Raw genomic sequence first — 13,966 nt, forward strand, 5'->3', positions numbered from 1 at the left:
GGTCCAGACACGATGGCACTGTTCAACCAGAATCAGTCGCAAAGAGGCCATGAGCGGTCAGTTCAACGCCATTTCCATGCATGCGGAGAACACCGGTGAACGCCGGCCGGTCACTCTCGTACGCGTGCGGTGGATCCCCGCACCACCAGCTCCGGCTGGAACACGAACTCCGTGCGCTGCACCGGGTTCCCCCGGATCTCTTCGAGCAGCGCACCCACCGCGGCCGTCGCCATCGCCCGCACGGGCTGGCGGACGGTGGTCAGCGGCGGGTCGGTGAACGCGATCAGCCGCGAGTCGTCGAAGCCCACCACCGACACCTCGGCGGGCACCGCGAGCCCGCGCTCGCGCGCCGCGCGGACCGCGCCGAGCGCCATCATGTCGCTGGCGCACACCACCCCCGTACAGCCCTGGTCGAGCAGCGCGCCCGCCGCCACCTGGCCGCCCTCGACGCTGAAGAGGGTGTGCCCGATGTACGCGGCGGCCTCCTCGGCGCGCAGCCCGAACCGCTCCCCCAGCGCGGCCGCGAACCCCTCGGCCTTGCGCCGCGAGGGCACGTACCTGAGCGGCCCGGCCGCGAGGCCGATCCGGGTGTGGCCGAGATCCGCGAGATGGCCCACCGCCATCGCCATCGCCGCGTGGTCGTCGGGCGAGACGAAAGGCGCGCGGATGCGCTCGTTGTACCCGTTGACCAGCACGAACGGCACCCCGCGCTCGGTGAGCGCCAGATAGCGGGCGGGATCGGCGGCGGTGTCGGCGTGCAGCCCCGACAGGAACACGATGCCGTTGACCCCGCGCTCCTCCAGCTGCTCGACCAGCTCGTCCTCGGTCGCCCCGCCGGGCAGCTGGGTGCAGAGCACCGGGGTGTACCCGTGCCCGGCGAGCACCTGCTCCACGGCCTGGGCGAAGGCGGGGAAGATGGGGTTGGTGAGCTCCGGAGTGACCAGGCCGACGAGTCCGGCGCTGCGGTGGCGCAACTGGGCGGGCCGCTCCCAGCCGAGGACGTCCAGGGCCGCGAGCACCCGCTGCCGGGTGGCGTCGGCGACGCCCGGACGCCCGTTGAGCACCCGGCTGACGGTGGCCTCGCTGACGGCCGCCTGGGAGGCGATGTCGGCGAGGCGCGGCCCGGATTCGGTCACACCGCCCACCACACGGTGGTGTCGGCTTCGAGCACGAACTCGCCGCCGTCGACGGCGATTTCACCGCTGGCACTGGAGAGGATGGGCTTGCCGGGCGCGGGTATGCGCACAGCCTCCCCGGTGAGGTTGACCGTACAGACGAACCCCTCGCGGGCGAAGGCGAGGACGCCTTCCGGCGCGTCCAGCCAGCGGACCGCGTCGCCCGGGCCGAGGCCGGGGTGCTCGCGGCGGGCGGCGAGGGCGGCGCGGTAGAGCTCCAGGGTGGAGTCCGGGTCGCCGGTCTGGGCCGCGACGGAGAGCGCCCCCCACGACGTGGGCTGGGGCAGCCAGCTGCCGCCGCTGCCGAAGCCGTACGAGGGCCCCTCGGCGGTCCACGGGATGGGCACCCGGCAGCCGTCGCGGAACCCGTCCTGGCCCTCCGCGCGGAGGAACGACGGGTCCTGGCGCACCTCGTCGGGCAGGTCGGTGACGTCCGGGAGGCCGAGCTCCTCGCCCTGGTACAGGTACGCGGACCCGGGCAGCGCCAGCATCAGCAGCGTCGCGGCGCGCGCCCGGCGCAGCCCGAGCTCACGGTCGCCCGGGGTGCGCAGCTGGGTGCCGAGGCCGGGCGGGTTGGCGAAGCGGGTGGCGTGGCGGGTCACGTCGTGGTTGGAGAGCACCCAGGTCGCGGGCGCGCCGACCGGGCGCATCGCGGCGAGCGAGACGTCGATGACGTTACGGAGTTCGTCGGCATCCCAAGGGGCGCCCAGATACTGGAAGTTGAAGGCCTGGTGCAGCTCGTCGGGGCGTACGTAGTGGGCCGTGCGCTCCACGGTCGGCGTCCACGCCTCGGCGACGGCTATGCGCTCACCGGGGTACTCGTCGAGGATGAGGCGCCAGGAGCGGTAGATCTCGTGGACGCCGTCCTGGTCGAAGAACGGCATGACATCGTTGCCCAGCAGCTTGAGCTGGTCGCTGCCGCCGATGTCCGGCAGCCCGGCGGCCTTCACGAGCCCGTGGGCGACGTCGACGCGGAACCCGTCGACGCCCATGTCCAGCCAGAACCGCAGGATCGAGCGGAACTCGTCGGCGACGGCGGGGTGCTCCCAGTTGAAGTCGGGCTGCTCCGGGGCGAACAGGTGCAGGTACCACTCGCCGTCGGCGGTACGGGTCCAGGCCGGGCCGCCGAAGATGGACTCCCAGTCGTTGGGCGGCAGTTGGCCGTCGTCGCCGCGCCCCGGACGGAAGTGGTACCGGCTCCGCAGCGCCGAGCCCGGGCCCTCGCGCAGGGCGCGCTTGAACCACTCGTGCTGGTCGGAGGAGTGGTTGGGGACGAGGTCGACGATGATGCGCAGCCCGAGGTCGTGGGCGTCCCTGATCAGGGCGTCGGCGTCGTGCAGGGTGCCGAACATCGGGTCGATGGCGCGGTAGTCGGCCACGTCGTAGCCGGCGTCGGCCTGCGGGGAGGCGTAGAAGGGGGAGAGCCAGACGGCGTCGATGCCGAGGTCGCGGAGGTACGGGAGCTTGTGGCGTACGCCGTCGAGGTCCCCCATCCCGTCGCCGTTGGCGTCGGCGAAGCTGCGCGGATAGACCTGGTAGATCACGGCGTCCTGCCACCAGTTGGTACGGGGTCCGGCGTGGCCGGGGGTGGTGGCGGGGGCGGTGAGGTGCGGGGTCATTTTGTCCCTGGGTCGGTCGGTGGGTGTGGTGGGTGGTGGGTGGGTTCAGGTGCGGGCGGGGCGCCTGCGGCGGGCTGGGCCCCTCCCCGCCCCCTCCCTGAACCCTCCGGGGGTGGGTGGGGGTTGAGGTGGGGTTTCCCGGGGGCTGCGCCCCCGGACCCCCGTTGCGGGACCTGCGGCCCCTGCACCCCGCTTACGGGGCTCCGCCCCGGACCCCGGCGCTGGGGTGGGTGGGTGACCGGGCTGTGCCCCCCTTCGGGGCTCCGCCCCGGACCCCGCTCCTCAAACGCCGGAGGGGCTGGATTTGGCCGGACCCCGCTCCTCGAAACGCCGGAGGGGCTGGAGGCGCGGGCCCGCTCCCTGCACACCGGAAGGGCTGGAGGTCCGGGCCCCGCTCCCTGCACACCGAAGGCGCTGGAGGTGCAGGCCCCCTCCCTGCACGCCGGAAGGGCTGGAGGTGCCGGTCTTCAGGGGCGCGGGGAACTGCGCGACCAGCCCCCACCGGCCCGCGGACAGACGACGGCGGGGTGCAGGGGCCGCAGGCCCCGCCCGGGGGCCCGGGGGCGCAGCCCACCGCCCGGCCGCCCGCCCAGGGCTTGAGGGAACGGGCGGGGTGGGGGCATAAACACGTCACCCCTTCGTCGCCCCCGCCGTCATCCCCGCAACCAAGTGCTTCTGCGCGAACAGGAAGAACACCGCCGCCGGCACCGCGATCAGCACGGACGCCGCCGTCATCGGCCCCCAGTTCGCCGTGTACTGCGTCACGAACGTCTGCAGCCCGCCCGCCAGCGTCAGGTTCTCGTCGCCCACCATGAACGCCGACGAGTACGCGACCTCGCCCCACGCCGTGATGAAGGAGTAGAACGCCGTCACCGCGAGGCCCGGCTTCGCCAGCGGCAGGATCAGGCGCCAGAACGTGCCGAACGGGTTCAGCCCGTCCACCCGTCCCGACTCGTCGATCTCCACCGGGATCCCGTCGAAGAAGCCCTTCATCATCCAGGCGCAGAACGGGACGGCGATCGTCAGATACGTGATGATCAGGCCCACCGGCTGGTTCAGCAGCCCCAGTTGGCCCATCAGGTTGTACAGCGGGACGATCAGGATCGCCATGGGGAACATCTGGGTGACCAGCAGCGTCCACATCAGCGGGCGCATGCCGGGGAACTTGAAGCGGCTCACCGCGTAGCCCGTGGTCGCGGAGATGAAGACGCCGAGCAGCGTCGTCACCCCGGCGATCAGCGCCGAGTTCCCGAACCAGGTGAAGAAGCTCGTCTTGTCCACCAGATAGCGGTAGTTGTCGAGCGTCGTGTCCTTGAAGAAGTCCGTGGTGATCGCGTACTTCGCCGGCTTCAGCGACGTCAGCAGCACCCACAGGACGGGGAAGACGGCGATGACCGACGCCCCGATGAGTGTGGCGTGCAGGCCGACCGAAGCCAACGGTGACCGCTTGCCCCGTACCGATGACATCGTCACCACACCTCTCCCTGCTTGCGAAGCGACCGCCGGTACACAAAGGCGAAGATCATCAGCACCGCCAGGATCAGCACGCCCCACGTCGCCGACCCCGCGAAGTCCCGCGGGCTCTCCACGAAGGCCTCCCGGAACGCCTGGGTCACCAGGATCTCCGTCGAGTCGCCCGGACCGCCCCGCGTGAGCAGGAAGATCACCGGGAACATGTTGAACGTCCAGATCGTGGAGAGCAGGATCACCGTCGATGACACCGAGCGGAGGCCCGGGACCGTGATGTAGACGAAGCGTTTCCAGGGCCCGGCCCCGTCCATCTCCGCCGCCTCGTACAGCTCACCCGGGATCGACTGCAGGCCGCCCAGGATCGCCACCATCATGAACGGCACGCCGAGCCAGACGTTGACCGCGATGACCGAGAACTTCGCCCAGGTCGGGTCGTCCAGCCACGGCACCGCCGAGATGCCGCCGCCGTCCAGGACCTTGTTCAGGAGGCCGTTGTCGCGGTTGAAGAGGAAGCGCCAGGCGAACACCGAGACGAAGCCCGGCACCGCCCACGGCAGGATCAGCATCATCCGGTACGCGGCACGGCCGCGGAACTCCCGGTTGAGCATGTTCGCCAGCACCAGGCCGAGCAGGAACGTGGAGGCGACACAGCACACCGTCCACACCACGGTCCACACCAGCCGCTGCATGAACACGGGGTCGTTCAGCACGTCGACGTAGTTGTCCAGCCCGACGAACTTGTACGTCGCGTCGATGTGGTTGGCGCCGATCGTGCGGCCGACGTTGCGTTCGTTGGCGTCGGTCAGCGACAGGTAGATGCCGCGGCCGAGCGGCCATCCGATGATCACGCCGAGGACGATCACCACGGGGGCGACCATCGTCCAGGCGTACCAGTGCGTCGAGAACGCCCGCCGGAGCCGGCCGGGGCGCTCGCCGGTCGCGCGGCCCCGGCCGCGGGCGCCCTCGCCCGCGGCCTTCGCCGTCGACTGGCCGGTGTGGACAGTCATGTCAGTCAGTACCCGTCTCCCGCTGCCCGTCCGCTACTTCCAGTCCTTGAGGATCTTGTGGAAGGCGGTGGCGGAGGCCTTGGCCGCGTCCTCGGGCGAGGAGGCGCCGGTCACGGCCTTGGTGAACTGGAGCTTCAGCGGCTCGAACAGGGCGCCGTTCTCCGGGATCCAGGCGCGCTCGACGGCCTTGTCGACGGCCGGCTTGAAGAACTGGACCATCTCGTTGGACTTGACGTCCGGCTGGTCGTACGCGGCGGTCCGGGTCGGCAGCAGGCTGAGCGCCTTGGTGGTCTGCACCTGGACGGTCTGCGAGGTCAGGTAGTCGACGAAGGCGTGCGAGGCGTCGCGGTTCTTGGAGCCCGCGTAGACCGCGAGGTCGTGGCCGCCCTGCGGGGCGCCCTGCGCGGCCGAACCGGCCGGGACCGCGGCGATCCCGAGGTTCGCCTTGTCCTTGAACTCGTCGCCGGCGTAGGCGTCGGCCACCGCCCAGGGGCCGTTGACCATCATGGCGACCTTGCCCGACTTGAAGGCGGTCTCCATGTTGTTCCAGCCGTCGGTCGCGTTGGTGATCGCGGCGCCGGACGTGACCAGGTCCCGGGCGGCCTTGAAGGCCTTGACCCCGGCCGGGGAGTCGACGGTGACCTTCTTGTTCTTGGCGTCGACGAGGTCGCCGCCCTCGCCGTAGATGAACGGCAGGAACCAGTACGAGTCGTCGCCGCGCAGGTACAGGCCGGTCTTGCCGGTCTTGGACTTGATGGCCGCGGCGGCCGTCTTCACCTCTTCGAGCGACTTCGGCGGCTCCACGCCCGCGTCCTTCAGCATCTTCTTGTTGTAGAAGAGGCCGAGGGTGTCGATGACCTGCGGGACGGCGTACATCTGGCCGTCGTACTTGCCGCTGGCCGCGGCCTGCTTGAGGAAGGCGGAGTCCACTTCCTTGGCCTTGGCGTCCGGGACCTTGTCCAGGTAGCCGAGGGAGGCGAAGTCGGCGACCCAGCCGACGTCGGCGCGGATGACGTCCGGCGCGTCGGAGCCGCTGCTGAACGCGTTCTTGATCTTGTTCTGCGCGTCGCCGTACGGCACGTTGACGTACTTGACGGTGACCTTGGGGTGCTGCGCGTGGAAGTCCTCGGCGATCTTCTTGAACGTCGCCTTCTCGGTGTCGTTCGAGGTGTCCCACCATGTGACGGTGCCGGAGAGCTCGCCCGAGCTCTTCTTGTCACCGCTGTCACTGCTGTCACTGTCGCCGCAAGCCGTCGCCGCGAGCGCCAGGGTCGCGACCAGCGCGGTGGCCGCTATGCCACGTCGCATGTGAACTCCTTCAACGGGTGCCGCGCCATCACGGCGCCGGATCGCCAGGAACGTAACAAGGATGAAAGAAGACCGAAAGACCTTGCGAAGAATTTCTGCAAGGCCGGTGGATCGTTACATCCGCGTGTCCACACGGTTGCCGATGCGCGCCTTGTCAGGAGGCCTTTCCGTACTCCATGGGCACGTCCGGGAGGTCGACACCACCTTTGCAAGGCTTCCGCAAGACCTTGCAGGACTGTTACCTTCGGGATGCAGCCGCGTTGATCCCGTAGTCGCAGAACGCAGAACATCGCGCAGGCCACTGGAGAGGGACCCGTTTATGACGCAGGAGCTCACCACGACCACCGCCGTCGCGGGCCGCGGCCAGGGCCGGGACCCCGGGAGCACCCCTTGGTGGCGCGACGCCGTCATCTACCAGGTGTACGTCCGCTCCTTCGCGGACGGCGACGGCGACGGCATCGGTGACCTGCCCGGCATCCGGGCCCGCCTGCCGCACCTCGCCGAGCTGGGCGCGGACGCCGTCTGGCTCACCCCCTTCTACGCCTCCCCGCAGGCCGACGGCGGCTACGACGTGGCGGACTACCGGGCCGTCGACCCGCTCTTCGGGGACCTCCAGGACGCCGACGACCTGGTCCGCGAGGCCCATCGGCTCGGCCTGCGGGTGATCGTCGACATCGTCCCCAACCACACCTCCGACCAGCACAGCTGGTTCCGCGCGGCGCTCGCCGGCGGCCCCGAGCGCGACCGCTACCACTTCCACCCCGGCAAGCGGGCCGCCGTGCCCGCCCAGGGCGGCGCCGCTCCGCCCAACGACTGGGAGTCGGTCTTCGGCGGCCCGGCCTGGACCCGTACCGAGGACGGCGACTGGTATCTGCACCTGTTCGCCCCGGAGCAGCCCGACCTCAACTGGGAACACCCCGAGGTGCGGGCCGAGTTCGAGTCGGTGCTGCGCTTCTGGCTCGACCTCGGCGTCGACGGCTTCCGTATCGACGTGGCCCACGGCATGGTGAAGGCGGCCGGGCTGCCCGACATCGGTGCCCGGGAGCAGGCCAAGCTGATCGGCGCCCAGGAGCTGCCGTTCTTCGACCAGGACGGCGTCCACGAGATCCACCGCACCTGGCGCCGGCTGCTCGACTCCTACGAGGGGGAGCGCATCGCGGTCGCCGAGGCCTGGGCGCCCTCGCCCGAGCGGCTCGCCCTGTACGTACGCCCGGACGAACTGCACCAGGCCTTCAACTTCCAGTTCCTGAACTGCCCGTGGGACGCGGCACAGATGCGCGCGGTCGTCGACGCCTCGCTCGCCGCGACCCGCTCGGTGGGCGCGCCCACCACCTGGGTGCTCTCCAACCACGACGTGGTGCGCCACCCGACCCGCTACGGCGGCGGCGAGCAGGGCCTGCGCCGGGCCAGGGCCGCGGCCCTGCTGATGCTGGCGCTGCCCGGCTCCGCCTATGTCTACCAGGGCGAGGAGCTGGGCCTGCCCGAGGTGACCGACCTGCCCGACGAGGTGCGCCAGGACCCGTCGTTCTTCCGCGCGGAGGGCCAGGAGGGGTTCCGCGACGGCTGCCGGGTGCCCATCCCGTGGACCGCCGAGGGGTCCTCGTACGGCTTCGGCAGCGGCGGCAGCTGGCTGCCGCAGCCCGGCTCCTGGCGCGGTCTGTCCGTCGAGGCGCAGACCGGCGACCCGCGCTCGACCCTGGAGCTCTACCGCTCGGCCCTCACCCTGCGCCGGGAGCTGCCGGGGCTCGGGGACGGGGAGATGGAGTGGCTCCAGGCGCCCGAGGACGTGCTGGCGTTCACGCGGCCGGGGTTCGTGTGCACGGTCAACACGGGCGCCGGGGCGGCCCGACTTCCGGTGCCCGGACGGCCGCTGCTCTCGACCTCGGCGCTGGAGTTCACCGGCGGTAACGTCACGATCCCCGCCGAATCCGCAGTCTGGTGGGCAATCTGACGTGCGACCGGTACAGTCCAATCCCGTGACCGCACGGCTTGCCGACATCGCAGCCCAGGCGGGGGTCAGCGAAGCCACAGTCAGCCGCGTGCTCAACGGCAAGCCCGGTGTGGCCGCGGGCACCCGTGAATCCGTGCTTGCCGCGCTCGACGTCCTCGGCTACGAGCGGCCGGTACGGCTGCGCAGGCGCAGCGCCGGTCTGGTCGGTCTGATAACGCCGGAGCTGGAGAACCCGATCTTCCCGGCGCTCGCCCAGGTCATCGGCCAGTCCCTCACCCGCCAGGGGTACACCCCGGTCCTGGCCACCCAGACGCCCGGCGGCTCCACCGAGGACGAGCTCACCGAGATGCTGGTCGACCGGGGCGTCTCGGGCATCATCTTCGTCTCCGGGCTGCACGCCGACACCACGGCCGACATGGACCGCTACGAGCAACTGCGCGCCCAGGGCGTGCCGTACGTGCTGGTGGACGGCTTCTCGCCGAAGGTGCAGGCGCCCTTCATCTCCCCCGACGACCGGGCGGCGATGCGGCTCGCGGTCACGCACCTCGCAGCCCTCGGCCACACGCGCATCGGGCTCGCCGTGGGCCCCAAGCGGTTCGTGCCGGTGCTGCGCAAGATCGAGGGGTTCACGGCCGCGATGGAGGACTCGCTGGGGCTGACCACGGCCGAGGCCGAGGCGCTGGTCCAGCACTCGCTGTACACGCTTGAGGGCGGCCAGGCCGCGACCACCGCGCTGATCGCGGCGGGGTGCACGGCGGTGGTGTGCGCCAGCGACATGATGGCGCTGGGCGCGATCCGGGCGGCCCGCCAGGCCGGGCTCGACGTGCCGAAGGACATCTCGGTGGTCGGCTTCGACGACTCCCCGCTCATAGCGTTCACCGATCCCCCGCTGACCACGATCCGCAAGCCGGTGACGGCCATGGGGCAGGCGGCGGTCCGCGCCCTCCTGGAGGAGATCGGCGGCACCCCGGCCCCGCACAGCGAGTTCGTGTTCATGCCCGAGCTGGTGGTACGCGGTTCAACCGCTTCTGGACCGGCTCCCAAGTAGCTCTCCAGTGGGGCGGCTGCCCGGTTCGGCATAAAATCGGGGGAAGAGTCGGCCCCTCCTCCGTAAGGAGTCCTCCACGGGGAGTAGGAATCCGGACCGAACCCGACCGGAGGACGATCTGCGGGGCGTGGGTCCATCTGGCAGACTCTCTCGCTATGGGTGAAATGACCGTGAAGACTCTGGAAGGTACGGCGGACACCCCGTCGGCCGCCGCGTCGGCTGCGCCCACACCCGTTTCCGAAGAGCACGTCACCGAAGCGCCGACGCCGCCGGTCCCGGCACCGCCCACCACGCTGCTCCAACGGCTGCGCACCCCGCGCCGCCCCCGGATCTGGTTCGAAGTCCTCCTGATCGCGGTGAGTTACTGGACGTACTCACTGATCCGCAACGCCGCCCCCGAACAGAAGTCGCAGGCGCTCGACAACGCCGACTGGATCTGGTCGGTCGAGCAGCACCTCGGCATCGCGGTGGAGCAGTCCGTCAACCACGGCGTCAACTCGGTGACATGGCTCATCACCGGGATGAACTACTACTACGCCACACTCCACTTCGTCGTCACCATCGGTGTCCTGGTGTGGCTCTTCCGCAGCCACCCCGGCCGCTACGCGGCGTCCCGGCTGATCCTCTTCGCCACCACCGGCGTGGCCCTGGTGGGCTACTACTTCTACCCGCTGGCCCCGCCCCGCCTGATGAACGGCGGGAACTTCGTCGACACCGTCCTGGTCCACCAGACCTGGGGCTCGATGGCCTCGGGCGACCTGAAGAACATGTCGAACCAGTACGCGGCGATGCCGTCCATGCACATCGGCTGGTCGCTGTGGTGCGGCCTGACGGTCTTCGCGCTCGCCAAGGCGCCCTGGGCACGGATCCTCGGCCTGCTCTACCCGGCGGCGACCCTGGTCGTCATCGTCTCGACGGCCAACCACTTCTGGCTGGACGCGGTGGGCGGCATCCTCTGCCTGGCCTTCGGCTTCCTCGTCTCGTACGCCTGGTACGGGAAGCTGCCGCACCGCCTGGCGAGGCAGGTCGAGGACACGCCACGCGCCCGCGCGGCGACCGGCCCCGCACGCGCGTAGCCGTTCCTCGCCTGCCCCGACCCGGCTCCCTGCGGATAGGCTCGGATCCGACCTTGATCCGGCGCGGAGCCGGGCGCGGTGGCAGTGGGAGGCGGCGGGATGACGGCGGTGCCGGGGCGCAGGAGCAGCACCTTCACACGGCTGCTGCGGTTCGGGTTCACCGATCCGTCGGCGGCCGAGCGGCTGCTCGACACCCCGGAGCTCGCCTCCGTACGGACCGATCCGGTGCTCCTGGACGCGCTGGGGGCGACCGCCGACCCCGATCTGGCGCTCGCCGGGCTGGTACGGATCGTGGAGGCGCAGGACCCGGCCGAGCGGCAGGCGCTGCTCGACACCCTGATCACCGCCAAGCCGCTGCGGGACCGCCTCCTGGGGGTCCTGGGAGCCTCCGAGGCGCTCGGTGACCATCTGGCCCGGCATCCGCGCGACTGGCACGCGCTCGTGACCTACGAGGCCGTGGACCTGCATCCGGGGGTCGCTGAGTTCGAGCGGGGCCTGGCGCGGGCCCAGGACCCGGTGTCGCTGCGGGTCGCCTACCGCAGCTGCCTGCTGGCCATAGCGGCCCGCGATGTGTGCGGGACGACCGATGTGGCCGAGGCGGCCGCCGAGCTCGCGGACCTGGCCACCGCCACGCTGCGGGCGGCCCTCGCCATCGCCCGGACCGCGGCCCCCGACGACGCCGCGATATGCCGGCTCGCGGTGATCGCGATGGGCAAGTGCGGCGGCCACGAGCTGAACTACGTCTCCGACGTCGACGTGATCTTCGTCGGGGAGCCCGCGGACGGCGCCGACGAGCGCAAGGCGCTCCAGGCCGCCACCCGGCTCGCCTCGCACCTGATGCGGATCTGCTCGGAGACCACCGTCGAGGGCACCATCTGGCCCGTCGACGCCAATCTGCGCCCCGAGGGCCGCAACGGCCCGCTGGTGCGCACGCTCTCCTCGCACCTCGCGTACTACCAGCGCTGGGCGAAGACCTGGGAGTTCCAGGCGCTGCTCAAGGCACGGGCGGTGGCCGGGGACCCGGAGCTGGGGGCCTCGTACATCGAGGCGGTGTCGCCGCTGGTGTGGCAGGCCGCCGAGCGCGACAACTTCGTCGGCGACGTGCAGAAGATGCGCCGCCGCGTCGTCGACAACATCCCGGCCGCCCAGGTCCACCGCGAGCTGAAGCTGGGGCCGGGCGGGCTACGGGACGTCGAGTTCGCCGTACAGCTGCTCCAGCTGGTGCACGGGCGCGGCGACGCGACCCTGCACAGCGGCACCACCCTGGACGCCCTCGGCGCGCTCGCGGCGGGTGGGTACGTGGGGCGCGCGGACGCCGCCCAGCTCGACGACGCGTACCGCTTCCTTCGCGCGATGGAGCACCGCATCCAGCTGTACCGGCTGCGCCGCACCCATCTGGTGCCCGAGGACGAGGCCGATCTGCGGCGTCTGGGCCGCTCGCTCGGCCTGCGCACCGAGCCGGTCAGCACCCTCAACCGGGAGTGGAAGAAGCACGCCTCCGTGGTGCGACGGCTGCACGAGAAGCTCTTCTACCGGCCGCTGCTCGACGCGGTCGCCCAGCTCTCCCCCGGCGAGACCCGGCTGAGCCCGCGCGCGGCCGGACAGCGCCTGGAGGCCCTGGGGTACGCGGACCCGGCCGCGGCGCTGAGACATCTGGAGGCGCTCTCCTCGGGCGTGACCCGCAAGGCCGCCATCCAGCGCACCCTGCTGCCGGTCCTCCTCGGCTGGTTCGCCGACTCGGCCGACCCGGACGCGGGCCTGCTCGGCTTCCGCAAGGTCTCCGACGCGCTCGGCAAGACCCCCTGGTACCTGCGGCTGCTGCGCGACGAGGGCGCGGCGGCGGAGAACCTGGCCCGGGTGCTCTCGGCCGGCCGCCTCGCCCCGGACCTGCTGCTGCGGGCCCCGGAAGCGGTGGCGATCCTGGGCGACCCGGAGGGTCTCAAGCCGCGTGTCCGCGAGCCGCTGGAGCAGGAGGTGCTGGCCGCGGTGGGCCGCTCCGAGAGCGCCGAGGGCGCGGTCGCGGCGGCCCGTGGCGTACGGCGCAGAGAGCTGTTCCGCACCGCCGCGGCCGATCTGATCGGCTCGTACGGCACGGAGGAGCGCCCCGCCGAGGAGGACCCGGGGGCGCTGGTCGACCGGGTCGGGAACGCGGTGACCGACCTGAACGCGGCGACGCTCGCGGGCGCGCTGCGGGCGGCCGTGCGGGCGGAGTGGGGCGAGCTCCTGCCCACCCGGTTCGCGGTCATCGGCATGGGCCGCTTCGGCGGGCACGAACTGAGCTACGGCTCGGACGCGGACGTCCTGTTCGTCCACGAGCCGCGCGAGTTCGTCGACGAGCAGGAGGCCACGCAGACCGCCCACCGGGTCGTCGCCGAGATGCGCCGGCTGCTCCAACTCCCCACGGCCGACCCGCCGTTGCTGATCGACGCGGATCTGCGCCCGGAGGGCAAGAGCGGCCCGATGGTGCGCACCCTGGCCTCCTACGCCGCGTACTACCGCCGCTGGTCCCTGGTGTGGGAGAGCCAGGCGCTGCTGCGCGCCGAGCCGATGGCGGGCGACGAGGAGCTGGGGCGGCGGTTCATCGAGCTGATCGACCCGCTGCGCTACCCGGCCGAGGGGCTCGGGGACGACGCGGTGCGCGAGATCAGGCGCCTCAAGGCCCGGATGGAGTCGGAGCGGATGCCGCGCGGCGCCGACCCCACGCTCCACACCAAGCTGGGGCGCGGCGGCCTCTCGGACGTCGAGTGGACGGTCCAGCTGCTCCAGATGCAGAACGGCTGGGCCGAGCCGGGCCTGCGCACCACCCGTACCCGCGACGCGCTCTCCGCCGCCCACGCGGCGGGCCTGATCTCCACCGAGGACGCGGTGATACTGGACGACGCCTGGGTGCTGGCGACGCGGGTGCGCAACGGGGTGATGCTGGTGCGCGGCCGCGCCGGCGACACGTTCCCGTCCGACGGACGGGAGCTGGCGGCGGTCGGCCGCTATCTCGGGTACGAGCCGGGCCACGTCGGGGACATGCTGGACGACTACCGCCGTGTGACGCGGCGGGCGCGAGCGGTGGTAGAACGCCTCTTCTACGGGGCATAACCCTTTCGAGCGCGACTGCGGGCCGTGCTGGGTTGCTCGCGCAGTTCCCCGCGCCCCTGAGATGCGCCCCTTCGGGACGCCCAGGGGATTGCCGCGCAGCGGCATTCTTAGGGGCGCGGGGAACTGCGCGACCAGCCACCCACGACCCGCAGACAAAGGCCGGGCCAAAAAGGGACGCAGCCACAACCTCACCCAACCGTTCCCCAGTCCTTCACCCGCACG

At 71.5% G+C, this 13,966-nt stretch carries 9 protein-coding genes; 4 read left to right on the forward strand and 5 right to left on the reverse strand.

The window, feature by feature from the left end:
- Window positions 1–110 precede the first annotated feature (110 nt).
- The 5 genes from ACZ499_RS06175 to ACZ499_RS06195 form a co-directional block, all read right to left on the reverse strand.
- Window positions 111–1,148: a LacI family DNA-binding transcriptional regulator gene (locus tag ACZ499_RS06175; RefSeq protein WP_468672746.1), complete on the reverse strand. Its 1,038-nt coding sequence runs from the start codon at window positions 1,146–1,148 to the stop codon at window positions 111–113.
- Window positions 1,133–2,794 carry a glycoside hydrolase family 13 protein gene (locus ACZ499_RS06180; protein WP_468672748.1) on the reverse strand — a complete coding sequence of 554 codons (1,662 nt, stop codon included), beginning with the start codon at window positions 2,792–2,794 and terminating at the stop codon, window positions 1,133–1,135. The genes ACZ499_RS06175 and ACZ499_RS06180 overlap by 16 nt, the downstream gene beginning before the upstream one ends.
- 630 nt (window positions 2,795–3,424) lie before the next feature.
- A complete protein-coding gene (locus ACZ499_RS06185; protein WP_468405765.1) occupies window positions 3,425–4,261 on the reverse strand; it encodes a sugar ABC transporter permease in 837 nt (278 codons plus the stop codon).
- Window positions 4,262–4,263: 2 nt separating this feature from the next.
- Window positions 4,264–5,271: a carbohydrate ABC transporter permease gene (locus ACZ499_RS06190; protein ID WP_468672750.1), complete on the reverse strand. Its 1,008-nt coding sequence runs from the start codon at window positions 5,269–5,271 to the stop codon at window positions 4,264–4,266.
- A 33-nt stretch (window positions 5,272–5,304) separates the two neighbouring features.
- Window positions 5,305–6,579: an extracellular solute-binding protein gene (locus tag ACZ499_RS06195; RefSeq protein ID WP_468672752.1), complete on the reverse strand. Its 1,275-nt coding sequence runs from the start codon at window positions 6,577–6,579 to the stop codon at window positions 5,305–5,307.
- A 319-nt stretch (window positions 6,580–6,898) separates the two neighbouring features.
- On the opposite strand from ACZ499_RS06195, the gene ACZ499_RS06200 reads away from it, so the two are divergent.
- From ACZ499_RS06200 to ACZ499_RS06215, 4 genes are all read left to right on the forward strand, one after another.
- A complete protein-coding gene (locus tag ACZ499_RS06200) occupies window positions 6,899–8,530 on the forward strand; it encodes a glycoside hydrolase family 13 protein (protein ID WP_468672754.1) in 1,632 nt (543 codons plus the stop codon).
- A gap of 25 nt (window positions 8,531–8,555) precedes the next feature.
- Window positions 8,556–9,578, forward strand: a complete 1,023-nt coding sequence (locus tag ACZ499_RS06205) for a LacI family DNA-binding transcriptional regulator (RefSeq protein WP_468405599.1) — start codon at window positions 8,556–8,558, stop codon at window positions 9,576–9,578.
- Between the two features lie 155 nt (window positions 9,579–9,733).
- Window positions 9,734–10,654, forward strand: a complete 921-nt coding sequence (locus ACZ499_RS06210) for a phosphatase PAP2 family protein (protein ID WP_468672759.1) — start codon at window positions 9,734–9,736, stop codon at window positions 10,652–10,654.
- Window positions 10,655–10,753: 99 nt separating this feature from the next.
- Window positions 10,754–13,744: a bifunctional [glutamine synthetase] adenylyltransferase/[glutamine synthetase]-adenylyl-L-tyrosine phosphorylase gene (locus ACZ499_RS06215; protein WP_468672870.1), complete on the forward strand. Its 2,991-nt coding sequence runs from the start codon at window positions 10,754–10,756 to the stop codon at window positions 13,742–13,744.
- Window positions 13,745–13,966 lie beyond the last annotated feature (222 nt).

The sequence above is a fragment of the Streptomyces sp. NPDC031265 genome, assembly GCF_055570295.1.